This window comes from Bacteroides sp. RTP21281st1_H5_RTP21281_210402, assembly GCF_040918965.1.
Taxonomy (GTDB): Bacteria; Bacteroidota; Bacteroidia; order Bacteroidales; family Bacteroidaceae; genus Bacteroides; species Bacteroides congonensis.
The window spans coordinates 228,592-251,527 of sequence record NZ_JBCOWR010000005.1 but is presented as its reverse complement, the minus strand read 5'-3'; the positions used below and the strand labels follow the sequence as shown (position 1 = coordinate 251,527).

Genomic DNA, 22,936 nt, shown 5'->3' with positions numbered 1-22,936 from the left:
ATTTATGGATAAACAACTAATTGCCGAACGTTTCTCTAAAGCCATTCCCACCTATCCGCAGGAAGCAAACGTACAGCGGCAGATTGCAGATAAAATGATTCGCCTGCTTACAGAACACATATCCTTTCCCTGTTCTAAAGTAATTGAATTCGGTTGCGGCACGGGCATTTATTCCCGTATGCTGCTTCAGGCTCTACGCCCGGAAGAACTCTTGTTGAATGACCTTTGTCCGGAGATGAAATATTGTTGCGAGGATTTATTAAAAAAGAAACAGGTTTCCTTTCTTCCGGGAGATGCGGAAACAGCTCCCTTCCCTGCTGAAAGTACATTGATAACTTCCTGTTCCGCCCTGCAATGGTTCGAATCTCCCGAAAACTTTTTCAAGAGATGTAATGCATTACTCAATAAGCAAGGTTACTTCGCTTTCAGCACTTTTGGGAAAGAGAATATGAAGGAGATACGCGAGCTAACAGGAAACGGCCTTCCTTATCGTTCACGGGAAGAACTTGTAACAGCCTTGTCATCCCACTTTGATATACTTCATTCGGAAGAAGAGCTTATTCCTCTTTCGTTTGACAATCCTATAAAAGTGCTTTATCATTTGAAGCAAACAGGAGTTACAGGAGTAACCGGAATATCCGGTCAATCTTCCGGACAACTGCGGACACGTCGTGACTTGCAATTATTTAGTGAACGTTATACACAAGAATTCACACAGGGCACTTCTGTGTCCCTGACCTATCACCCTATTTATATCATCGCAAAAAAGAAAGAAGTATGAAACAGAATGTATATTTCGTAAGTGGTATCGACACTGATGCCGGAAAAAGCTATGCCACCGGTTTTTTAGCCCGTGAATGGAACAAGAACGGACAACGTACCATTACTCAAAAGTTCATCCAAACAGGAAATGTCGGTCATTCCGAAGATATAGACCTGCATCGTCGTATTATGGGAATCCCTTTTACAGAAGAAGACAAGGAAGGACTGACTATGCCGGAAATTTTCTCTTATCCTGCCTCTCCGCATCTCGCTTCCCAACTGGATAACCGCCCCATTGACTTCGGCAAAATCAAACGTGCTACGGAAGAATTGAGTGAACGATATGATTATGTCCTGCTCGAAGGCGCAGGCGGTTTAATGGTTCCATTAACGACAGAGCTTCTGACAATAGACTACATTGCCCAAGAAAATTATCCGCTTATCTTTGTTACTTCCGGCAAATTGGGAAGTATCAATCATACCCTACTTAGTCTCGAAGCCATACAAAAACGTGGTATTGTACTGGATACTGTACTTTATAATATGTATCCTACCGTAAAGGATAAAACGATTCAGAATGATACGATGAACTTTATTCAAAACTGGTTGAAAAAACATTTCCCGGATACGAAGTTTATATTGATTCCGGAAATAAAAGAGTAGCCGCATAAGTTATTTCACTCAACAACAATCCTACTTATTTGCGGATTATGGCTGTCATATGTAACCTTTACGGGATACATAGAGCCATAATCCTTTATCTTTTGTATAAAAGGGATATTCTCTCTTGTATAGCCTAAAGAAACCTTATTAGAATAGTGTTTGTCTCCAACCATATACTGAAAATGAATAACAAGGTAATAGGAAACACTACCACCTGTTCTTCCTTGTGTCATATTATATTTAGACTTATGGCTTACGATATTTCCCACAGTCTCCTTATCATAGTTTTGCGGAGACGAAGAATTATTTAACAAGACAAACATCAACAACACAACAGAGAAAACAATTATACCAATAGAATATCCAGACCAAAAAGACTCCTTACGTTCAGGTTTCTGAATATATTTCTTCTTCGGGGGCTTTTTTATTACCTTTCGCTTCCTCTTCTGTCGCATAAACCCATCAATCTGTGACCGAATGTTTATCCAACGCTCTTCGTAATGCCTTTTCCGAAATCGGTTTCGTCACAAAATCATTGCAGCCGGCTTCTAAAGCCAGTTCCTTATCCGTTTCAAAAGCATAAGCCGTCAACGCAATAATAGGAATCTCTTTAGAATAAGTACGGATGATATGAGTAGCTTCCAAACCATTCATGCGCGGCATTTTTATATCCATCAGGATTAAATCAGGATGATACTGCTTATACATTTCCACGGCTTCAAATCCATCTTTTGCCCAAAGTAAGGTATACTCTTTTCCTATTAAATTCTTTAGCAGGATGAAATTACTTTCTACATCTTCGGCAACCAAAATCCTCTTTACCTGTCGCGAAGAATTTACCGGATTATTTTCAGCTTCCGTCTTGGTAATTTTGAAAAGTTGCTCCCGCTCTCCAACTTCTTCACAAGGTATTGTAAAATAGAAAGTCGAGCCTTTACCCAGTTCGGAGTTCACCCCTATTTCTCCGCCAATCTTTTCAATAATCATCCGGCAGATGGAAAGTCCCAAACCAGTGCCTTGCGCAAAACTGTTCAGTTTGACAAAACGGTCGAAGATATGGTTTACCTTTTCCGGTTCTATCCCGATTCCCGTATCCTTCACATATACGCGAATCTTCTTATCCATCCGCTCAAAGCCAAATCGAATCTCACCCGTATAGGTGAACTTACTTGCGTTGGTGATAAAATTCGTTATCACCTGCATGATGCGGTTCGGGTCACCTTCCATCAGCAGGTCTTCTTCTCCATTATCAAAGATAAGATTCACCCCTTCTTTCACACGTTCCTTATGAACCGTATAAATCGTCCGGCACGCTTCACCGAGATTCATCGGACGTTTCACATACTCCAATGTACCCGCTTCTATCTTCGACAAATCCAATATATCATTAATAAGCTGCAACAAAATGTCCGAATTCTGATTGATAATATCCGAATAAAGCTTCTTTTCCTCGGCAGTATCGGCAGCAGGCAGCAATTGTGAGAAACCGACAATCGCATTGAGCGGTGTCCGTATCTCATGGCTCATATTGGCCAGGAAAGCACTTTTCAATCGGTCAGACTGTTCAGCTTTAATCCGCGCCTTGATAAGTTCCTGCTCAATATTCTGAAGGTTGGTGATATCCCAGGAGATACCAATCAATAACGGTTCACGCCCTTCCATCGGAACAAGCGCTTTCAGCGTCTGCACGATACGTGCTTCTCCCGCAACCGTCAGATAAGTTTCCTGCATATCAATACGCTTATGAGTGCGAAGCAATTCCAAATCATCCTTATGAAACTTTTCCGCATCCTCATGCAAGGGGAATATCTCAAAGTCCGTATGCCCTATCGCTTTGGAAGCAGGGATGCCGGAATGGTCGGCAAAAGCCTTGTTCCAATATAAATATCTGAAATCATCTTCCGGATCTTTCACAAACAGGTAAACAGGGATATTATTCAAGATACCATCCAATAACAGGTTCAGTTCGCGAAGCTCGTCCCGTTTCCTTATCACATCCGTAATATCCTGGGTAAAGAACCAGATAAGCTCCTGGTCATTCTCACGAATCAGGAAAGTAGACACCTGATGAATCCTTTTCTTGTCGTCACCCACACGCACATACGCGGCACGGTAAGCAAAGCTACCCTCATTATCACGTATTTCCTGAAGCCGTTTTTCCCATGCCTCTTTCGTTTTCATGGAGACAGGCAGGTCATACACCTTTTGTGTACCAATCTCCCCGGTAACTCCGTATTCTTCTATAAATTGTTTGTTGGCATACACCAGCGTCCCGTCTTCCGCCACGGCAAGAATACTGTCACTCACTTTATCGAGTACACTCTTGAATACTTCCAGTTGCCTTTGCGTAGCCACTCCTTCCGTTATATCACGGCACATAATCAGCACATATTCCTTATCCAACGGGAAAATACGGTTTTCGTAATAATGATGCTTGCCATTAAAATCCAATTCATGGTGCGCAGCCGAAACGTTTCCTGTAGTAATCGCATGACACATATTGGAATGTATGTTCTGATAAGCTTCCGGGGGCACCATATCACACATGTGCATCCCCACGAAATCCTTGTTTGTCACTCCGACGTGATTGGTTTCTTCGTTGGACACAACTTCAATCCCCACTTCCTTGTGATTAAAGACTGTCAACATATCCGGTAAAGAGTCCAGTATCTTTACAGCATATTTTTCCTTAAAGCTAACAGGGCTATCTTCCCCTTTCTTTTGTTTCAGAGTTAAAAGTTCTTTCCGAAGTTGCTCATTTTCTTTTTTAAGCCTCTCCAATTCCTCTACTAATGCCTCTTTTGTTTGTTCACTGCTCATGGTATAAGGGATAAATACGTACTTATCTGCCAAAAGTAAATATTTTCTTGCAGATAAGTACGCAAAATCCCCAATTTATTTTCCAAGAATCATTCAATCACCATAATTCGGTCATTCAATCCCACTTTCATGCCGTCTTCCACGAAAACTTCTTTTACAACACCGTCCGTCACCGAACGTATTTCGTTCTCCATCTTCATGGCTACCAGTACACAAAGCGGGTCACCGCGTTTCACACTGTCCCCTCTCTTCACATACGTTTTCAGTATGACTCCCGGCATCGGTGCCTGCACCACCTGCCGTCCCACCGATTCGGCAGCCGAACGGGCATTGTGTATCTTCTCCATCTCTCCCTGCAACTCAATCTGATACAATTCCCCCTTATTCATAATCGTATAAGAATTATTGGAAGAAGGAGAAATCTGTACTCCGTGCGAGTGATGGTCGATAATAATCGAATGAATGGAGTCACCGCCCATGTTATAATCGACCTCGTATATTTTACCGTTGACCGCAATCTTCTTGATTGGCCCGTCTTCCAAGATTTCCACCTTATATTCGCTATCCGGCATATCCTGAAGCCTGGCATAATATGTAGCTAATGTTGTACCCATATGGATCCTCGTTTTTTAGTTTTCAACTTTTCGTTTAATAATTGTTGGCAGTCATCTGCAACTTACCGTAGTACTTCCAAAGCGATTCTCCTACTACCGGCAGAGTCGTAGCACGTGAAGCCGCTTCTTTTTCCCTTTCGTAATGACGCACTGCGGCAGCAATGACCGCTACCGTCGGGTCTGTATTCTGACGACGCTTCAAGTCTTCCTTATCAAAACGCGTATCAATGAACGTAGTATCATATTCGCCTTTCAGGAAAGCAGCATTTTTCAATACACGCTGATGAAAAGGAATGGTGGTCTTGATTCCGAGTATCTTATACTCACGCAAAGCACGCGCCATATTGGAGATGGCCGAAGCACGGGTACGTCCCCAACAACAAAGTTTCGCAATCATCGGGTCATAATGCAAAGAAACTTCAAATCCGGCATAAGCGGCACTGTCCAGACGCAAGTTACGTCCTTCGGGAGCTTCGCGCACCGTAATCACACCGGGAGAAGGCATAAAATTATTCTCCGGGTCTTCCGCATAAATACGACATTCGATAGCGGCTCCGCTAAACTGAATATCATCCTGCTTGTAGGGCAACGGATTTCCGGCGGCAACGGTTATCATATCACGCACCAGGTCGACGCCCGTACATTCTTCCGTCACCGGATGCTCTACCTGCAAACGGGTATTCATCTCAAGAAAGTAGAAATTCTGGTCTTTATCCATCATAAATTCCAGTGTCCCGGCACTATAATAACCTATTTTCTTACAGGCTTCCACCGCCACTTTCAGCATCTTCTTTCTCGTCTCTTCTTTCACGAAAGGCGAAGGGCTTTCTTCTATCACCTTCTGATTACGGCGCTGGATGGAACATTCGCGTTCGTACAAATGAACCACATTCCCATATTTATCTCCCATAATCTGCACCTCGATATGGTGCGGATTCTCTATGTACTTTTCGATATAGACGGCATCATTGCCAAACGACGTGCCCGCTTCGGACTGTGACAGGCGAAGTGCCGTTTCCACTTCTTCTTCGGAGCGTACAAGGCGCATCCCTTTTCCCCCGCCGCCTGCAAGTGCTTTCAACATGATAGGATACCCCACTTCGTTGGCCACTTTCTTCACTTCCTCAATTCCCTGCACAGGAGTCTCTGTCCCCGGAACAATCGGCAGCCCGGCTTCACGCATTATCTTACGCGCTTCCGTCTTAATTCCCATCTTGGAAATAATATCCGCACTTGGCCCGATGAAAATCACTCCTTCTTCTTCGCAGCGACGGGCAAAGTCCGCATTCTCCGACAGGAAACCATATCCCGGATGAATGGCTGCTCCGGTCTTTTTGGCAATCGCCAATATCAATTCCGGCTTCAGATAGGAAGTGTCTTCGGGCGACTCGGATATGCAATAGGCTTCTTCCGCATAACGGACGTGCAAAGCCCCGCGGTCAACGTGTGTATAAACAGCCACCGTCGAGATATTCATCACCCGGCATGTACGGAAGATACGCATAGCTATCTCACCCCGGTTGGCTACTAATATTTTCTTTATCATAATCTTTTTCTTTTTAGAAGTAAAAACTTAAAAGAGCAATTAAATTATATTAGGCACGGATTACGCGGATTACATGGTTTTTAGAATAAAGGTTACCACATAAAGTAACCGTGAAATCCGTGTAATCCGTGCCTAAATTTAATCCACAAACAAACCTAAAGCGGTAGGTTAGAATGTTTCCTGGGCGGATTGGACTGGCGCTTATTAGCAAGCATCTCGAAACTACGAATCAAGCGCAGGCGGGTGACTGCCGGGTCGATTACTTCGTCCACATATCCCAGTTCCGCCGCCCGGTAAGGATTGGCAAACTTTTCGCGGTAATCATCCTGAAGTTCTTTCCGTTTCTCATCCGGTGTCTGCGACTTTTCTATCTCTTTCCTGAACAAGATATTTACTGCACCGTCCGGCCCCATAACAGCAATCTCAGCGGTCGGGAAAGCCAGATTCACATCTCCCCGGATATGTTTGGAACTCATTACGTCATAAGCGCCGCCGTATGCCTTACGGGTAATCACTGTAACTTTGGGCACGGTAGCTTCACAATAGGCATAAAGTAATTTCGCACCGTTACGGATGATTCCACCGTACTCCTGGTCTACTCCCGGCAGGAATCCCGGAACGTCGACCAGTGTCAGCAGAGGAATATTGAAAGCATCGCAGAAGCGGACAAAACGAGCCGCTTTGATAGAAGCATTAATATCCAATGTACCTGCCAGCACCAACGGCTGGTTGGCAACTACTCCTACCGTCTTTCCATTCAGCCGGATATATCCGGTGACGATATTCGCCGCAAATTCCGCCTGTAACTCGAAGAAGCTATTATCATCGGCTACAGCTTCAATCATCTCCTTTATATTATAAGGTTGGTTCGGATTGGTGGGAATAAGCGTAGATAGTTCCGGCGTCAGGCGGGTCGGCGAGTCGCTGGTAGCTACAAACGGCGGTTCTTCCATATTATTTCCGGGAAGATAGGAAATCAGTTCACGGATATAGTTGATACATTCAATGTCATTTTCGGCAGAAAGATGGGCTACGCCGGATTTGGTCATATGAACACCCACCCCGCCAAGGTCGTCTTTACTAACTTCCTCCTGCGTCACACTTTTCACAACATCGGGGCCGGTAATAAACATATATCCCGAATTCTTCACCATCAGGATAAAATCCGTCAGTGCGGGAGAATAAACAGCGCCACCGGCACAAGGGCCCATTATTGCGCTAATCTGCGGAATAACTCCCGATGCCATGGAATTGCGAAGAAATATCTCGGCATATCCCGCCAAGGAACGGACTCCCTCCTGGATACGTGCGCCACCGGAATCGTTCAGCCCGATAATAGGAGCTCCCATCTGCATCGCCATGTCCATCACTTTGCAGATTTTCCTGGCATGCGTCTCGGACAAGGCACCGCCAAAGACCGTGAAATCCTGCGCAAAGACATAAACCAGCCGTTTACCAATCATGCCATAGCCCGTCACTACCCCATCACCGGCAAACTTCTGCTTCTCCATGCCGAAATCGGTACAGCGATGGGTTACCAACTTGTCCAGTTCGATAAACGAACCTTTCTCCAAAAGTAAATCGATACGTTCACGGGCAGTCAGCTTGCCCACGGAATGTTGTTTTTCAATGCGGGCGTCTCCGCCACCTTTTTCTGCTTTCCTGTTCAGTTCTTCCAGGTTCTTGATAAGCTCTTTCATAGGCTTGAATTTATTTAAAGATGTATGTGTGCATAAAAATAGCCCGTTATAAATTAAAATGTTGTCACATTGATTACACAAAGGCACTTTTATATAATAAACGTACGATATTCCGAAAATGTTAGCATTTATGTCTTTAAACATAATTTATCGGCAAAAAATAAATAAAAAAATCTATTTACCGCATCGACCCAAGTGAGACGTTCATTTGTTATACTCATAACAAATGAACGTCTCACTTTTTAAAACCAGAACACTATGACCTTGATTCTTGCTATCATTCCGGTATTGTTATTAATCATATTAATGGCATTCTTCAAAATGTCGGGCGACAAAAGTAGTATCATTTCCTTAGTCGTAACCATGCTGATTGCGCTTTTCGGCTTTGCCTTTTCTGCCGACAATCTTTTTTATGCCTTTTTATACGGAGCGTTAAAAGCAGTTTCCCCTATTTTAATCATTATACTGATGGCCATTTTCAGTTACAACGTATTACTGAAAACAGAAAAAATGGAGATTATAAAGCAGCAGTTCGCTTCCATTTCCACCGATAAAAGTATTCAAGTATTGCTATTGACTTGGGGATTCGGGGGATTGTTGGAAGCGATGGCGGGATTCGGTACGGCAGTTGCCATTCCGGCAGCGATTCTTATCAGTCTGGGGTTCAAGCCGATATTCTCGGCCACGGTCAGCCTGATAGCGAATAGTGTGGCTACCGCTTTCGGGGCTATCGGAACTCCGGTGCTCGTACTGGCAAAGGAGACAAATCTGGATGTTCTGAATCTTAGTACCAACGTTGTACTGCAATTATCAGTACTCATGTTCCTTATTCCGCTTGTACTGCTTTTCCTTACCGACCCCAAACTGAAATCACTCCCCAAAAATCTGTTTCTGGCTTTATTGGTAGGCAGTGTTTCTTTAGCCAGCCAATACCTCGCAGCCAGATATATGGGAGCGGAATCTCCGGCTATCATCGGAAGTATCCTGTCTATCATCGTCATCGTTCTTTATGGCAAACTGACTGCATCCAAAGAAGAAAAGGCACGGAAAAGTTCGTTGAAGACGAAAGATATCCTGAATGCATGGAGCATTTACTTGCTTATTCTCTTCCTTATTATTCTCACAAGCCCGCTATTTCCGGGATTACGACACACATTGGAGAATAACTGGATAACGAGAATCAGCCTGCCTATCAATGCTTCCACCGTAAATTATACGATTTCATGGCTGACTCATGCGGGAGTATTGCTTTTCGTGGGTACTTTCATCGGCGGATTGATACAAGGGGCAAAAGTAAAGGACTTGTTCATCGTACTTTGGAATACGGTGAAACAGTTGAAAAAGACTTTCGTCACGGTTATCTGCCTGGTTGGATTATCCACCATTATGGACGCTTCGGGAATGATTGCCGTTATTGCCACGGCACTCGCCACCGCTACGGGAAGTTTATATCCGCTATTCGCACCAGTCATCGGTTGTCTGGGTACATTTATTACCGGAAGCGACACCTCATCCAATATCCTTTTCGGCAAACTGCAAGCAAGTGTAGCGGGACAAATTCATGTCAGCCCCGATTGGCTTTCTGCCGCCAATACGGTAGGCGCCACAGGCGGTAAGATTATCTCCCCGCAAAGCATCGCCATCGCCACTTCTGCCGGAAACCAGCAAGGCAAAGAGGGTGAAATCCTGAAAGCAGCTATTCCATACGCATTAGCTTATGTGGTAATTACAGGAATTATCGTCTATATTTTCAGTTAGTATCGCCTTTAGGTAAACTTTGTATTCCCCCTTCACCTTTCCCTGTTCATCAGTGTTTGCGGGTGAAGGGCAGTCCTTCACCGGGAGTTCACTCCCGATTTCATTATAGCAAATATATTTTTCATTATAGCAAATCGGAATATGCTTATAGCTAAATTTATTATGCTCATAGCTTCCATATTTTCTTCTTGATAGTTGAAACAAACATTGGGATATTTATTTTAAAGACGCTAAATGATTGAAACAAACTCTTTGACTTTTGAAAAGCATCGTTTTAGGCAGGCTAAAGCTATGCTTTACACTCTCTAAAGCATAGCTTTAGATTCACAAAACAGACACACTGGTGAAAAGTAGGTGAAGGAGTTCCCCCTTCACCCTATATCGACCTATCCATCGGCTTTTGCAACAAAAGATGAAGGAATGTTGCCTCATATTCAAATAGGTGTTTTTGATTTATCTGTTCCTAGAAAGAATTAAAGGAAAAGGATAGTCAACGATAAGGTTATTAATATCACATAAATTCGCTACATTTGTATTCATAATCAATCAACAATGATAGACAGTCTCAATTACATCTTACTTATTTATAATGTCCAAACTTAAAACAAACGTACACATGAATACTGATTTTATAAACCTGACGAATGAAAACCTTGCCAACGAACATTTATGTTGCATTATCCGCAGCAAGAAGTCTCATCCGGGTATTGATGCCAAACGCCAATGGCTTTCCGAACGGCTCAGCGAAGGCCATGTCTTTAGAAAATTAAATGCAAAAGCTACGGTTTTTATTGAATATGCTCCTCTCGAAACAGCTTGGGTTCCCATAATTGGCGACAACTATTATTATCTGTATTGCTTATGGGTACTGGGTAGTCCCAAAGGAAAAGGGTATGGGAAATCGCTCATGGAGTATTGCCTGGCTGATGCGAAAGAGAAAGGTAAATCCGGCGTTTGCATGCTTGGGGCAAAAAAACAAAAGAACTGGCTTTCTGACCAGGCATTTGCCAGGAAGTTCGGCTTCAAAGTTGTCGATACTACCGACAATGGATATGAATTGCTTGCTCTCTCTTTTGACGGAACAACACCCAAGTTTGCGCCACACGCCAAGAAGCTAGAAATTGAAAACAAAGAGTTGACGATTTATCATGATATGCAATGCCCTTATATTTATCAATACATTGACAGAATAAAACAGTTTTGTGAAACAAATGACGTTCCTGTATCTTTCATCCCAGTGGATACGCTACAAAAAGCAAAGGAGTTGCCTTGTGTATTCAATAACTTCGCCGTGTTTTATAAAGGTGTTTTCGAAACAGTGAACTTAACGAATACCGACTATTTAAAGAGAATACTCAAGAAATAAATAGATAACTCCGGCTTTTTTCCTAATATCCTGCAAATTGATTTGCGAATAGTTTGAAAAGCCGGAGTATAACACTCCTTGACTATACCACATGATACACCACTTCATGCGCTTCCGTCAACAAGGGAACCTCCAGTTTATCCAGCATCTTATCCAGTACGGATTCGGGAAGTGCATATTCCCTGTTCTTATTCTGTTGACGCCAAATGTGATACGGTTGTTCCAGATATACAATTTTCACTTTTGCGCCATAATCCACAAACAAGTCTATCAGTTGCGCCCGCATCTGACGGGTAATGTTTGTTGCATTCCAAACAAAATCCTGTCCTTTGCGAAGATATATCCGGGCTTCTTCCTTCGCTGTCTGCACTACCCACCCGTTTGCTGATTTATCTGTAGGACTCAATTTGTGCTTTCGACGAATGGCATCCAAACTTACTATCGGAAGGTCTATACCGGAAGATTGGATATAATAATCTTTCCCCATTCCCGGAAGCCCTGACAACATCGTGACTTCACATTTAAACTGTTCGTGAGGAATATAATCAATATAACCACCCTCTGTATGAAAGTAATGAAAGCGTGCATAATCAGTGGCAAACTTTCTCGGTTTACTCCAACAATTCTGTTCGCGGCAGAAAATCTCAAACAGCTCCACAGCTTCCAACAATTCATTTTTATCTTCACAAATACGTCCTCTAACATCGGCCTCGGACAGTATTTTCAATAATGAAGTATCCACCCGTAAAGAAACCTCGCAGAGCTTTTTTACAGAATCCGGCTTTTCCATTATCCAAATAGGTACCCCATGATAACGAACTAAAGACGCAATCTGTTCCCGAATACGGAAGGGAGCAGGACAATCCCGATATAAAATAGTACGGGCAGTATATTCTCCTTTCCGGGCGTGTCCTTTGGCAGACACTCTCCCCTCTCCCTCATCCACAGAGGTCGAACGTTTCTCCACATCATGCAACAATGCGGCTGCCCATACTATTTCTTTCTCCAAAGCAGAAAGAGACTGATAAGCAGCAGATTGCTGCAATGCTTCCAACACCATACGGGTGTGTACCGCTACATTCCCTTCCGCATGATAACGAGTATCCTGCGGAACGGTATTCATTTCGCGCACCCACCCGAACTGTTGTTCGAGTGAGCTACACGATTTATCTTCTATCAATTTCCAATCCATAATTATTTCTCCTTTTCATTAGTAAACTCCCAGGTAAGCCGGGCACGCTTCCAGTTACGCGTCCAATGCTCATCTGTCTTGACGTGCCCTTTCCGCACATACTTAAATACATTATGCATAAATTCGCTGACCGGATATTCTTCTATATTACGGCTGACTACCCCTTCACGGGTACAAGCTTCTTTTGTCCACGGGTCACAAGAACCGAAAACTGACGGTTCTTGTGACATATTAATGATTTCCTGTTTCAAAAGCTCCGGCATCAAACCGGAAACAGGCTCTATCACCAACTCCGGAACAGTAGGTAAATCAAATAAAGCTGCATAGAATTTCACTTCCTCCCATGACAGCCATTTATCCATGCAACGAACCGCAAATACATAAAAATGTGCTTCCAACCGCTGATATTCAATAGAATGTACGGCATACAGATTCTCTCCGAAGATTTCTATATCGCCCAAATCATTCTTTATCAGTTCCCAACGTTCACGCAGTTGCCTCGTCCACGGTGAAGTGGTCGGCGCAGCATGCGAACGGGCAAAGACACCCCACTGGCTCAAACAATTATTCTCTCCGTCCAACTTTTCGGTATGTACCAATGTTCCAATCCGTTGGATGTCCTCCCAATACGTATGATTAATCCGGTCATCACTAGTCGTTCCGGGAGAGAACGGATAGTGATAGGTACGACCATATTTCTCTGATATCATTTTCTTCTTTTTTTAATTACTAAATTATCGCATCACTCCTTATTCATTCGTACAACACGAGGCATAAATCTACCCTGTACTTCCACCAACGTCTCCTGCATATGCATCACCCGGTCAATATCCTTGTATGCCAACGGCATTTCTTCCACACTTCCACCAATCAGGGTCACTCCGGCTTGCGACAACATCTTTTTCAAAGCCGATTGCGTAAAGCTGTCCTTCGCCTTTTGGCGGGACATGGCTCTGCCTGCACCGTGAGAAGCAGAATTCAAAGCGTCTTCCACTCCCTTGCCACAGACGAGGTATCCTGCCGTAGCCATGCTGCCGGGAATCAATCCCGGTTGTCCCTCTTGTGCCGGAGTAGCCCCTTTGCGATGCACGATTGCCATACGTCCCGGAGCAATTTCTTCCTTCCAGGCAAAGTTGTGATGATTGTTGACATTGGCAAGCGGTTTCAATCCCAATGCTTTCGCCAGGTTCAGATGAATCCGTTCGTGACAGGCACGGGCATAGTCGCCTGCCAGGTTCATGCTCATCCAATACTCCTGCCCTGCTTCGGAATCCAAGTCCAGCCAAGCAAAATGCTGCGCTTCACGGGGAAGCCTGCATACTTCGCGTGCCAACAGGCTGTAATGTTTGGCAATGGCGGCTCCCAGTCCACGCGAACCGGAATGTGACAATAAAGCCACATAACTTCCTTCGGGAAGATTCAACACATTATGCTCTTGCAGAGCAATTTCTCCAAACTCCACAAAATGGTTTCCACCACCGGAACTTCCAAGCTGACGTACCGCCTTTCCTTGCAAATCCCTCAATAAAGGGGTCAGACGGAATTCTTCCCTGTCCAACACTTCATGCTCCTGCTCAAAGCCTAATCCGCCGTCCATACCGAAATGAGTGAAATCCTTCAAGGCTTCCTTCATCTGATACGAATACCGTTTCAAAAAATCCGCACCGGCATCAAATACCGTCAGGCTCATCCGGCAGCCGATGTCAACCCCTACGGCATACGGAATCACCGCATTGTCCGTAGCAAGCACCCCACCGATAGGCAATCCGTAGCCGGCATGGGCATCAGGCATCAGTGCTCCGGCTACCGTTACGGGTAGACGCATCGCCAGGTTCATTTGTTGTTTGGCGAGCGTCTCGATGAATTTTCCCCCGTAGGTTTTATACATCAGCGGCTCGTCCGATAAATCATAAGCCCTAAAGTCCTTCGCTATCACAGTAGGCGAAAGCCGTTCGGCAAGTTTATTCCAAATTTCGTTGTTTTTATAAGATTCGGGTTCCCGGAGTATATTGCTCAATGTCATTTCAATCTGTTCTTTGGTGTCATGCTTGCAATGTTTGCTTACAATGTCCACTACCAGACTACGAGCTACATTATCCCGATATCCCAGTTTACTTAAATCTTTTAATCGTATTCCCATACTTTTTTTACATTCGCATACGACACTCCCTGTCCGCCATACAGGCAGAAAGCAAGGTAATACACGTGATACCAATGCTTTGGATACGGAAATGAAATACCCATCCATCGCATTGAAGTGATTAATTTTAAAAATAAAAAATGTGATTGCAGGACTAATCAACCATTACCGCATAATAGTAGAGTAGCGGCATGTGTAAGAAAACAAAATGTTGCAAAGCCTCATCTTCCCGACGAGACAACTTAGTCCTAATTTGAAAATGTTATCGTTCCAGCATAATTAATACCCTTTCCATTAATTTTAAAGGGTGAATACTCATTTTATCGCGACAAAAGTAATGCTTATTTTTATATCTTCCAAAGATTAAAAGACATATTTTAGCACCCGATAATACTTTATGGGAAGTTTAGCCAAGTAATTCGGGGAAATTGCTATTTCCCACCCCCTTTATATCACCTATCTTTGCATCAGATAAAACAAATAAAAAGAGTTATGAAATTAATGAAAGGATTATTGAGCGTTTTCGCAATTGTACTGGCAACTACAGCTTGCGCAGGAAACAGCGGAGAAAATAAAAAGAATAATGAATCAACCAAGGAGGACAGTAAAATGGAAGTAGTAGCATTAAATAAAGCGGATTTTTTAAAGAAGGTATATAATTATGAAGCCAGTCCCAAAGATTGGAAATTTGAAGGCAGCCGTCCTGCCATCGTAGACTTCTACGCTACCTGGTGCGGACCGTGCAAGATGATGCATCCGATTTTAGAAGAACTCAGCAAAGAGTATAGCGGAAAAGTGGATATTTATCAGATTGATGTAGACAAAGAACAAGATTTGGCCGCTGCATTCGGTATCCGCAGCATCCCTACCCTTTTGATGATTCCGATGAAGGAAGAACCTAGAATCATGCAGGGTGCCTTGCCCAAAGACCAGCTAAAGAAAGCTATTGATGAATTTCTGTTGAAACAAGATAACGAAGCAAAGCAATAAACTTCGACTTTTTTCTCGTCATGGTAACTGCCCTCTGTCAGTCTTTTGAAGATTGACAGAGGGTTAGTCCTTTATTACATATTGTACTTTAAACAGGAGTATTCATAACATAAAAACAAACATATTTGTGCACATTCGTGTTTATTACAATAAAGCCCCAATACTCCAATATGCACTAATAAGTAAACATTGAAAAGTATGCAGGAATCTACCAACAAATTCAAAGACGAAGATTTGATACTTCGTGATTATCTGGCAATAGAGAGAACGAGATTAGCCAACGTCAGAACTCTGTTTGCCTATATCCGCACTTCCCTTTATCTCCTCACCGCAGGAATCGGAATACTTCAGATTGACAGTATCTCGCAACTGAACGGACTGGCGTGGGTATGCATCATAGCAGGTATCATTCTGTTTTTCTTCGGATTTGTTCATTACTCGAAGATAAAGAAACAACTGAAATGTTACGTAGAAAAGTCACAGTGTAGTGAAAATGCCGACTGATAGATTCTGCTTAAAGTTATAGATAAAACATTATCTCCGTTGCCGCATCACAAAGCCCTCGAAGAAGTCGTCACGATAGCTGTTTCCGATAGCAATTTCATACGATTTTATGAATATATCATTATTATCAAACGATTCAATGTGGGCGGTATTGACTATATATGACTTGTTCACCCGCAGGAAAGCGGCTTCAGGCAACAGGTCGAATATGGCTTTCAGGCTCATACGGGTGATGATACGCTGGTCGTTCAGTTGGATAATGACATAGTCTTTCAATCCTTCGATGAAGAGAATATCGGAGAAATTGACCTTAAAATACCTGCGCTCCGCCTTTACAAAGAAATATTCGGCGGCGGCAATTGTTTCGATAGCTTCCTTTTCTTCTTTCAATAACAAGGAGTGATAAGCCAGTGCTTTATCCACAGCTTTCTGAAAACGTTCCTGTTCGACAGGCTTTATCAGATAGTCTATGGCATCCACTTCGTAGCTGTCCAGTGCGTACTCCGTGTAGGCGGTGGTGAAGATAACCAATGTCCGCCTAGAAATCGTCCGTGCAAATTCAATTCCCGTAATCCCCGGCATCTGAATATCCAGAAAGACTAAATCGACTCCGTGCTGTTCCATATAGTCGGAAGCGGTAGCGGCACTGTTAAAACTACCTGCCAACTGGAGATTACTCGTCTCTTCTATCAATAACTTCATGGCTTCGCGTGCCAACGGTTCATCATCTACAATTATACAATTCATAATGTTATACTTAAAATTACGGAATAACGGTTTTCATCTTCTTTTAGTTCCAGTCGGTAGCGTTCGGGATACAGCAACCCTAATCTGCGCTGAATATTCGCAAGCCCGATTCCGCCTACCTTGCCTTTGCTCGCGGCAACGGATGGTTTGGAATTCTCGCAGTGAAACTCCAACCGGTTATCGTCTACTTTGAAAAAGACACGAACGGACGAAGGGTGCTCACTATCGAAACTATGTTTTACTGCATTTTCTACAAAAGGGATAAATAATAAGGGTTGAATCCAAATAGCATCCGTCTCCCCTTCCTGACTTAATGTGAACCGGAAATTATCACGGCGTATCTTTTCGAGGTTCAGATAATCGTTCAGAAAACGGATATCCGAAGCCAACGAGACTCTTTCGCGGGAGCTGTCATTGATTTGATAGCGCAGTAAATCTTCAAGTTTGAACAGTACTTTGGAAGCTTCTTCCGGGTTTTTCTTTATCAGGACATTGGCGTTATTCAACATATTGAAAAGGAAATGCGGATTAATCTGATTTTTGAGAAACGTCAGTTCGGATTGCAAGGTGGTGGATTCCAGTTCATCAATACGCAGGTTGTAGCGCAGCCAATGGGTAAACAGTGATATGGCCGCCGAACCTGCCGTGACGAACCCAATGGTAAGTATGCCTGAAAAAGTATTGATGAAAGTCGCAAATCTGCCGGGGTCTTTTCCGGGCAGAATCACTTCAAAAAGCAAGCCCTGAGTAACTGAAATGAAAACTATGACTACCAAATTCGTCAGGACAGCCGTCAGGACATAGCGGCCTAAGCGATTTTTCAACAGAAAACAGGGTACCAATATATACAGGTTCATATAGATTACCGTATTAATGGAAGCAAAATATGCCAGAAATCCACCAAAACGCCGCCAAAAAGGAACTGCCTGCAAAGGTTCGTACCAAAAGACATTAATAGTCATCAGAAGAACTATTGCTTGCAGTAACAAATGTCTGTATGTCCGGTAATGCGGACTTAACAGAAAAGCTGTAACGCTTTTATCTTCCATGCTTCTATGTTCCGTATTCAGGTTCATGCTTCACCTCCTTTCAGTTCCAACCTAATGCTTTCTGCCGTCAGGAATAGTCCGTAACGATTGCCATATAATAAGTCCAGTCTTTGGCGGATTCTTCCAAGTCCTTTATCTGACGGAAGATTCACTTGCGGGCAAAGACAGGTGAATGTTATTGTGTCCCCTTCCGCTTTCAAATGGATTTTGAGAGAAACAGGGGTTAATATCCGCCGTTCATTGATTGATTTTACGATATGTTGTACAAAAGGAATGAAAAGCAAAGGTGGAACCAATGTCCGGTTCACCTCTCCTTCCGAAAGGAATTCATAACTGAACTGTGACTGGGAACTCTGTTCCAAGGTCAGGTAATTATTCAGGAAAGTAATTTCACTGCCAAGCAATACTTTTGCTCTGCTGCAATCATATAGTTGGTAGCGGAGTAACTGACTTAATTTCATCAACATCTTCGATGCTTTTCCCGGTTCGTTCAAAGTCAGTTCTCCTGAGTGATGTAATGTCTTGAAAAGAAGTTCGGGGCTGACTTGTTCTTTCAGTTGTTCGACCTCCGAAAGTACGTGGGCTTTTTCCATCTGCGAGACGCGCTGATGGTCTATCATCCATTCCTTCAGAAGGACGGTCATGGTTCCTCCTATCATACAGAGCGTGGACAACATGAAAGACGATATATAATCCATCACCATAGGTATGGAGAAATAGGAAGCCCGTTCGTAAAGTTCCGGCCAACAGGAGTAAGATATGTATTCCGTTGCCATTTGTATTGCCAAGGCTATCATCATTGCTACTGAGAGTAAGAACATGTAACTCAGATAACGCCTTTTCAACAGGAATTTTGGAAAGAGCCAGAAAAGATTCAGATAAACGCCTCCTATGTAAGTCAGCAGATACAAGAAAGTAAATGCATAAATCCATCCTCCCAGTACCTCCAGATAATCAATGAATATAATAAAAACTTGATTGAAGGAAATAGTAGCCAGTATGACTATGAGCACCAAATAGCGCACCCATCGAAGTTCCGGACTGACGAGGAATCTATATAAAAAGGTAGATTTATTGTCTGTTATTGCAGTTTCAGTTACCATATATTTTATTACGGGGATTTAGTATTCCGGAATATCCTTTTCTAAACGTAGAATAGACTACAGCCGGAAGTGTTTTATCTCCAAGGGACGAAGATAAAACTTTTTTCCGGTCGGGCTCCATACTGTCTGGCTAAAATTCAAGTTTATAACTCACATTTGTCAGTATCGTGGAGCCGTCGCTGACATCAATCTTTCCGGTTTTCACGTTATATTCATGTCCGTAGTGCTCTTTCGCTCCGGTAAAGTTCAGTCCTTTCACGGCAAACTCATGGGATACTTTTTTCTTGTTGATACGGTAGCTGACGGTGTAGTTGCCGATAAGCATGGGCGAATATTGTTTGGAGAAGGCTCTTGTCTCGTCATACTGTACTTCTTTGTCAGGGTGGTTCATCGTTGCTTCCACGTTAATCGGGGAATAGCGGTCGCCACCCTGTAATGTCAGTTTCAGGTTGACGCTAAGAATATTCTGCTTGTTGCGTCCCAACATCCATTCTTTGCCGACAAGTCCGTTGATGACATAGTTACGGTTGAACTTCGTGTTGTACCATTTTCCGTCGCCACCCCGGTAGCGGGAGTCGAACAAAGAGCCGGAAATCATGTAATAAAGTCCTTTATTCAGAAAACGTTCCAATGTGATGTCGATTCCGACATTACGCCCTCTTCCTTTATTGATTAATGCATCTTCTACGTAGAAGTCGGAACGGTTGAGCACGGAATAAGAGCTGTCCGCCATTACGGGGACATCGTGCAGGAACTGGATATACGGCTCTATTTTCAGGTTTATACGGTCGGAAATCTTGTAGCCGAAAGACAACATGACGTGTTGGGATTTCGTGAAGTCGAGGTCTTTGTTGACAGACATGTCTCCTGTGGTTTTCGTCTTTACAAAATAGACGTCCATTTTTTCCATGCGGCTGTACATTCCGTAGGCTAAGGCAAAAGTAGCTTTCGGGGTGGCCTGCCATTTCAGACCGGCACGGGGTTCGACAGACCATTGATTGTTCAGGGTCAGAAACTGTCCGTAGATGCCAGCGTTGAGAGTCCAGTGGTCGCCCAATCCGACAGAAGAACTGTTGTAGGCGGAAATCAGGCTCGTATGGCCGTCGCCTTGAGAGACGGTTTCCAGTAAATGGGCTTCATAAGGGGCAATGGCGAGGTTCATCTTATAGAACATGGCGTTGTAGGTGAAGCCGGTTTTATTGGTGAACCGGTTGCTGAATTTGTGGTTGAAGGTACTGGTCAGTATCAGGTTGGTATGTTTTGAGTTCAAGTCCATATAGGGAGTGGATTCCAAAGCATGGTTGAACATGGATGCCCCGCCGTCCAGTTGCGAGTAAGTAGCCGCAACGGTTGTTTTCAGTGATGCGTCGCTATTGAAGAAATAGCGGTGGCTGACACCTCCGGCTGCCATATATTGCTTGTCGCGTGACTCGCTGCGGTCACCCATATACTCCCATTTTTCAGGATTCTTTTCCATGTCGCTCTTGAATTTGTCAATCAGGCTGGTTCCCCAGATAGAGAAAGTTCCGGCTTTCTGCGTCGGGAAGTTTAGTTTGAAGTTCAAGTCCTGATAGTCCATCGTTCCCCCGTCGAGATTGAGCAGTCCGGTGGTGGAATAACGGTAGTTGAAGATATACGACGCTTTATGGTTCTTGCTCAAAGGCCCTTCGGATGCGATGTCAATACCCATGATTCCTACTTGAATTGTATTTTCGTTCTTTTGGTTGTTTCCGTTGCGTAGTTTCATGTCGAACACTCCGGATACGGCATTTCCATATTCCGCGGGAAAAGCTCCGGTGAAGAAATCGGAATTTCCGAGTACTTGCGAGCTAAGGGAAGAGAGGATTCCCCCGCCTAATGTGGCGATGTCCGCAAAGTGGTTGGGATTGGGGATTTCTACGTCTTCCAGTCTCCATTGCAACAAGTGGGGAGCATTGCCGTGAATGGAAATTCCATTCGAGGAAACACTGGGAGCTACTCCGGCAAAAGCAGAAACCAGACGTGCAGGGTCGTCAAATCCTCCCGCATAACGGCTTGCCTCTTCCACGCTCAACATACGTGCTCCGGTGGTAGCCATTTTATTCATAGCTTCTTCTTTGTTTGTCCGGGCGCGGACTACCACTTCGTTCAGTTCGTTCACACTCTCTTTGAGAGGTATCTCCAAGTAGATTTCTTTGGCGGAAGTCACTAGTATTTCCCTAAAAACCCCTGTTTCATATCCCATAAAAGCTGCCTCTACCGTATGTCGTCCGACAGGGACTTGCTGGATGGCGAAGCGTCCGAGACTGTCCGTTGTCGTCCCCATTCCTTCCGTGCCCGCCAACTTCACCGTAGCATACGGTATAGGATATTTCGAATCACCGTCGACTACAATCCCGCGAATCGTCTGAACAGGGCGGCTTTTCCGCTCCGATGTCTGCCCGAAAGCAGCTACGGACACCAATAAAGCAACTAATAAAAGTATCCACCCTCCATAGCGATACATGTTACGTGTGAGTTCTTCGCTCAACACTCTTTCCAATGTTTTAAACACTACCCCACATTCATCTACTGATACTCCCGAACGGGTTGCTATCTTTTCCAACAACATAGTTTTATTCATCTTCATGACTTATTCTGTTTTTTATTTCGGTACGAAGATAAGGGAGAGGACAGTGCACGTTTTTCAAATGAGACGAACGGGATTCGTTTATAGACAAAATACGGGATTGGCAAGACATCTATTATTCTTCTCAATTAAGAGCCGAAACTTTCAATCCAAATGTTCTATATTTAAGATAACAGTAGAAAGCTGTTGCTCTAAAAAGAATGAACTACAGAATAAACTGTATAAATCAGTGCAACAATATGCAAAATTAGAGGCTAATTCTGTATAAAACTGCGTGAAATATGCATCTACTCTTACTTATAAGACATTCGTTGGTTTAAAAGAAACGAAGTGTTCCTCGGTGTCGAACACTTCGTTCCTCACCGAGAAGCCAACCTTTCGTCGGTGAGAAAGCTATTGATGAGATTATTCAGCTCATTTTCTTTCTGGTTCATCACGAATATTGGATAAACCAAGTATGACAGAATAAACTAGAATCCATAACTAATCCTTTCAAATAGCATATAAAAAGCAGCAAACAACTACTATTTATTCAATAACACACAAAATAGCATAATGAGAGAAAATCGTATTCACAAATGCCGGAGATATTCCAGTCTTTCTCGTATGGGCATACAATTACAGCCTTTCCGGTTTGCGTAAATATTCCTTTTTTAAGAAAGGTCGTTTTTTCAATAAATAATTGGCATACCCGTATATCTCTTTCAAGTAAACAACAGAAATAAACATTTGCTTGCTTTTCAATAATAGTTTCATAACTTTGTCAATATATACTTGAATAGAAAGTACACGGATATGGATAATATAATAAGAAAAATAAGAAAATACTATCCGGTTTCGGATGATTCATTAAACATATTGAAGTCCAACTTCGAAAAACAAGCTTTTCCTGCCAGAACTATTATTATTCAGGCCGGCTATTTGGACAAGAAAGTTTATTTCATAGAAAAAGGCATTACACGTTCTTATATTCTGTACAATGGCAAAGAAATAACAACATGGTTTTCTGCGGAAGGTGACGCAACTTGTGGTTCTTGGGATTTATATCGCAACAAAGCAGGATTTGAATATGTGGAAACTTTGGAGAAAACATTTACTTATTCTATCTCTATAGAAACACTTAATAACTTATACAAGACCCATATTGACATAGCCAACTGGATGAGAGTTTTGCAACAAGAGAATTTCTTGCAATTACAGGATATACATATTTCCCGCCTGAATCTGCCTGCACAGAAACGCTATGAAAAACTGGTGAAAGATTTCCCGGATATTTGCAATAGAGTGAATCTAGGTTATATAGCTTCCTTTTTAGGTATCACCCAACCTTCGCTTAGCCGCATAAGGGCAAAGCGTTGATTTTTTAACATAGGG

The 22,936-nt window shown here is 43.2% G+C and carries 19 protein-coding genes; 7 read left to right on the top strand and 12 right to left on the bottom strand.

All coding sequences use genetic code 11. The features are described from left to right. Positions 1-4: 4 nt before the first annotated feature. Both bioC and bioD read left to right on the top strand, forming a co-directional pair. Complete coding sequence (gene bioC / locus AB5443_RS09840; protein WP_044656100.1) at positions 5-781, top strand: malonyl-ACP O-methyltransferase BioC; 777 nt, start codon at positions 5-7, stop codon at positions 779-781. Next, positions 778-1,425 carry a dethiobiotin synthase gene (gene bioD, locus AB5443_RS09835; protein ID WP_022138911.1) on the top strand — a complete coding sequence of 216 codons (648 nt, stop codon included), beginning with the start codon at positions 778-780 and terminating at the stop codon, positions 1,423-1,425. Before bioC ends, bioD begins: the two co-directional genes overlap by 4 nt. Before the next feature lie 14 nt (positions 1,426-1,439). Here bioD and AB5443_RS09830 read toward each other — a convergent pair whose 3' ends face one another. The 5 genes from AB5443_RS09830 to AB5443_RS09810 all read right to left on the bottom strand — a co-directional run bounded on the left by AB5443_RS09830 (position 1,440) and on the right by AB5443_RS09810 (position 8,105). Continuing rightward, on the bottom strand, positions 1,440-1,880 hold the full coding sequence (locus tag AB5443_RS09830; protein WP_073343047.1) for a DUF3592 domain-containing protein: 441 nt from the start codon (positions 1,878-1,880) through the stop codon (positions 1,440-1,442). Between the two features lie 7 nt (positions 1,881-1,887). Beyond that, entirely contained in the window at positions 1,888-4,245 is a 2,358-nt protein-coding gene (locus AB5443_RS09825) for a PAS domain-containing protein (protein WP_277133829.1), read from the bottom strand. 89 nt (positions 4,246-4,334) lie between these two features. Further along, positions 4,335-4,859, bottom strand: a complete 525-nt coding sequence (locus AB5443_RS09820; protein WP_044654560.1) for a biotin/lipoyl-containing protein — start codon at positions 4,857-4,859, stop codon at positions 4,335-4,337. A gap of 34 nt (positions 4,860-4,893) precedes the next feature. Beyond that, complete coding sequence (gene accC / locus AB5443_RS09815) at positions 4,894-6,405, bottom strand: acetyl-CoA carboxylase biotin carboxylase subunit (RefSeq protein ID WP_022138915.1); 1,512 nt, start codon at positions 6,403-6,405, stop codon at positions 4,894-4,896. Positions 6,406-6,560: 155 nt separating this feature from the next. After that, entirely contained in the window at positions 6,561-8,105 is a 1,545-nt protein-coding gene (locus AB5443_RS09810; RefSeq protein ID WP_044654559.1) for an acyl-CoA carboxylase subunit beta, read from the bottom strand. Positions 8,106-8,363: 258 nt separating this feature from the next. Between AB5443_RS09810 and AB5443_RS09805 the strand changes: the two genes are divergently transcribed. Continuing rightward, on the top strand, positions 8,364-9,863 hold the full coding sequence (locus AB5443_RS09805) for an L-lactate permease (protein WP_368114000.1): 1,500 nt from the start codon (positions 8,364-8,366) through the stop codon (positions 9,861-9,863). Between the two features lie 616 nt (positions 9,864-10,479). Then, positions 10,480-11,229 carry a GNAT family N-acetyltransferase gene (locus tag AB5443_RS09800; protein ID WP_368114001.1) on the top strand — a complete coding sequence of 250 codons (750 nt, stop codon included), beginning with the start codon at positions 10,480-10,482 and terminating at the stop codon, positions 11,227-11,229. 82 nt (positions 11,230-11,311) lie between these two features. On the opposite strand, the gene AB5443_RS09795 is transcribed toward AB5443_RS09800, so the two are convergent. Genes AB5443_RS09795 through AB5443_RS09785 form a run of 3 tightly spaced genes read right to left on the bottom strand, consistent with a single transcriptional unit; the run spans position 11,312 to position 14,561 of the window. Next, positions 11,312-12,421: an AAA family ATPase gene (locus AB5443_RS09795; protein ID WP_368114002.1), complete on the bottom strand. Its 1,110-nt coding sequence runs from the start codon at positions 12,419-12,421 to the stop codon at positions 11,312-11,314. 2 nt (positions 12,422-12,423) lie between these two features. Further along, positions 12,424-13,131, bottom strand: coding sequence for an RNA ligase family protein (locus AB5443_RS09790; protein WP_022138920.1), 708 nt, complete (start codon positions 13,129-13,131; stop codon positions 12,424-12,426). Between the two features lie 32 nt (positions 13,132-13,163). Continuing rightward, positions 13,164-14,561, bottom strand: a complete 1,398-nt coding sequence (locus AB5443_RS09785; protein ID WP_368114003.1) for an RtcB family protein — start codon at positions 14,559-14,561, stop codon at positions 13,164-13,166. Between the two features lie 492 nt (positions 14,562-15,053). Here AB5443_RS09785 and trxA point away from each other — a divergent pair, with 492 nt between their 5' ends. After that, positions 15,054-15,551: a thioredoxin gene (gene trxA, locus AB5443_RS09780; RefSeq protein ID WP_022138922.1), complete on the top strand. Its 498-nt coding sequence runs from the start codon at positions 15,054-15,056 to the stop codon at positions 15,549-15,551. 198 nt (positions 15,552-15,749) lie between these two features. Further along, the gene (locus AB5443_RS09775) at positions 15,750-16,055 is read left to right on the top strand and encodes a YidH family protein (RefSeq protein WP_022138923.1); all 306 of its coding nucleotides are present in this window, start codon (positions 15,750-15,752) and stop codon (positions 16,053-16,055) included. A 30-nt stretch (positions 16,056-16,085) separates the two neighbouring features. Here the strand turns inward: AB5443_RS09775 and AB5443_RS09770 are convergent, their stop codons facing one another. From AB5443_RS09770 to AB5443_RS09755, 4 genes are all read right to left on the bottom strand, one after another. Further along, a complete protein-coding gene (locus tag AB5443_RS09770) occupies positions 16,086-16,802 on the bottom strand; it encodes a LytTR family DNA-binding domain-containing protein (RefSeq protein WP_022138924.1) in 717 nt (238 codons plus the stop codon). Further along, positions 16,799-17,878, bottom strand: a complete 1,080-nt coding sequence (locus AB5443_RS09765) for a sensor histidine kinase (RefSeq protein ID WP_368114004.1) — start codon at positions 17,876-17,878, stop codon at positions 16,799-16,801. Before AB5443_RS09765 ends, AB5443_RS09770 begins: the two co-directional genes overlap by 4 nt. Further along, a complete protein-coding gene (locus tag AB5443_RS09760; RefSeq protein WP_368114005.1) occupies positions 17,875-18,954 on the bottom strand; it encodes a sensor histidine kinase in 1,080 nt (359 codons plus the stop codon). The genes AB5443_RS09765 and AB5443_RS09760 overlap by 4 nt, the downstream gene beginning before the upstream one ends. Positions 18,955-19,084: 130 nt before the next feature. Next, a complete protein-coding gene (locus tag AB5443_RS09755; protein WP_368114006.1) occupies positions 19,085-21,562 on the bottom strand; it encodes a carboxypeptidase-like regulatory domain-containing protein in 2,478 nt (825 codons plus the stop codon). A 795-nt stretch (positions 21,563-22,357) separates the two neighbouring features. On the opposite strand from AB5443_RS09755, the gene AB5443_RS09750 reads away from it, so the two are divergent. Further along, positions 22,358-22,921 (top strand): Crp/Fnr family transcriptional regulator, encoded by a 564-nt coding sequence (locus AB5443_RS09750; RefSeq protein WP_368114007.1) that lies wholly within the window; start codon positions 22,358-22,360, stop codon positions 22,919-22,921. The last annotated feature ends 15 nt before the right edge of the window (positions 22,922-22,936 follow it).

What these genes read in the sequence shown, in the direction of transcription:
- AB5443_RS09750 (WP_368114007.1), top strand. Translation starts at nt 22,358, where the DNA reads ATGGATAATATAATAAGAAAAATAAGAAAATACTATCCGGTTTCGGAT.
- AB5443_RS09790 (WP_022138920.1), bottom strand. Translation starts at nt 13,131, where the DNA reads ATGATATCAGAGAAATATGGTCGTACCTATCACTATCCGTTCTCTCCC.
- AB5443_RS09760 (WP_368114005.1), bottom strand. Translation starts at nt 18,954, where the DNA reads ATGGTAACTGAAACTGCAATAACAGACAATAAATCTACCTTTTTATAT.
- AB5443_RS09795 (WP_368114002.1), bottom strand. Translation starts at nt 12,421, where the DNA reads ATGGATTGGAAATTGATAGAAGATAAATCGTGTAGCTCACTCGAACAA.
- AB5443_RS09810 (WP_044654559.1), bottom strand. Translation starts at nt 8,105, where the DNA reads ATGAAAGAGCTTATCAAGAACCTGGAAGAACTGAACAGGAAAGCAGAA.
- AB5443_RS09800 (WP_368114001.1), top strand. Translation starts at nt 10,480, where the DNA reads ATGAATACTGATTTTATAAACCTGACGAATGAAAACCTTGCCAACGAA.
- AB5443_RS09775 (WP_022138923.1), top strand. Translation starts at nt 15,750, where the DNA reads ATGCAGGAATCTACCAACAAATTCAAAGACGAAGATTTGATACTTCGT.
- accC (WP_022138915.1), bottom strand. Translation starts at nt 6,405, where the DNA reads ATGATAAAGAAAATATTAGTAGCCAACCGGGGTGAGATAGCTATGCGT.
- AB5443_RS09820 (WP_044654560.1), bottom strand. Translation starts at nt 4,859, where the DNA reads ATGGGTACAACATTAGCTACATATTATGCCAGGCTTCAGGATATGCCG.
- AB5443_RS09785 (WP_368114003.1), bottom strand. Translation starts at nt 14,561, where the DNA reads ATGGGAATACGATTAAAAGATTTAAGTAAACTGGGATATCGGGATAAT.
- bioC (WP_044656100.1), top strand. Translation starts at nt 5, where the DNA reads ATGGATAAACAACTAATTGCCGAACGTTTCTCTAAAGCCATTCCCACC.
- AB5443_RS09805 (WP_368114000.1), top strand. Translation starts at nt 8,364, where the DNA reads ATGACCTTGATTCTTGCTATCATTCCGGTATTGTTATTAATCATATTA.
- trxA (WP_022138922.1), top strand. Translation starts at nt 15,054, where the DNA reads ATGAAATTAATGAAAGGATTATTGAGCGTTTTCGCAATTGTACTGGCA.
- AB5443_RS09825 (WP_277133829.1), bottom strand. Translation starts at nt 4,245, where the DNA reads ATGAGCAGTGAACAAACAAAAGAGGCATTAGTAGAGGAATTGGAGAGG.
- AB5443_RS09770 (WP_022138924.1), bottom strand. Translation starts at nt 16,802, where the DNA reads ATGAATTGTATAATTGTAGATGATGAACCGTTGGCACGCGAAGCCATG.
- AB5443_RS09755 (WP_368114006.1), bottom strand. Translation starts at nt 21,562, where the DNA reads ATGAAGATGAATAAAACTATGTTGTTGGAAAAGATAGCAACCCGTTCG.
- bioD (WP_022138911.1), top strand. Translation starts at nt 778, where the DNA reads ATGAAACAGAATGTATATTTCGTAAGTGGTATCGACACTGATGCCGGA.
- AB5443_RS09830 (WP_073343047.1), bottom strand. Translation starts at nt 1,880, where the DNA reads ATGCGACAGAAGAGGAAGCGAAAGGTAATAAAAAAGCCCCCGAAGAAG.
- AB5443_RS09765 (WP_368114004.1), bottom strand. Translation starts at nt 17,878, where the DNA reads ATGAACCTGAATACGGAACATAGAAGCATGGAAGATAAAAGCGTTACA.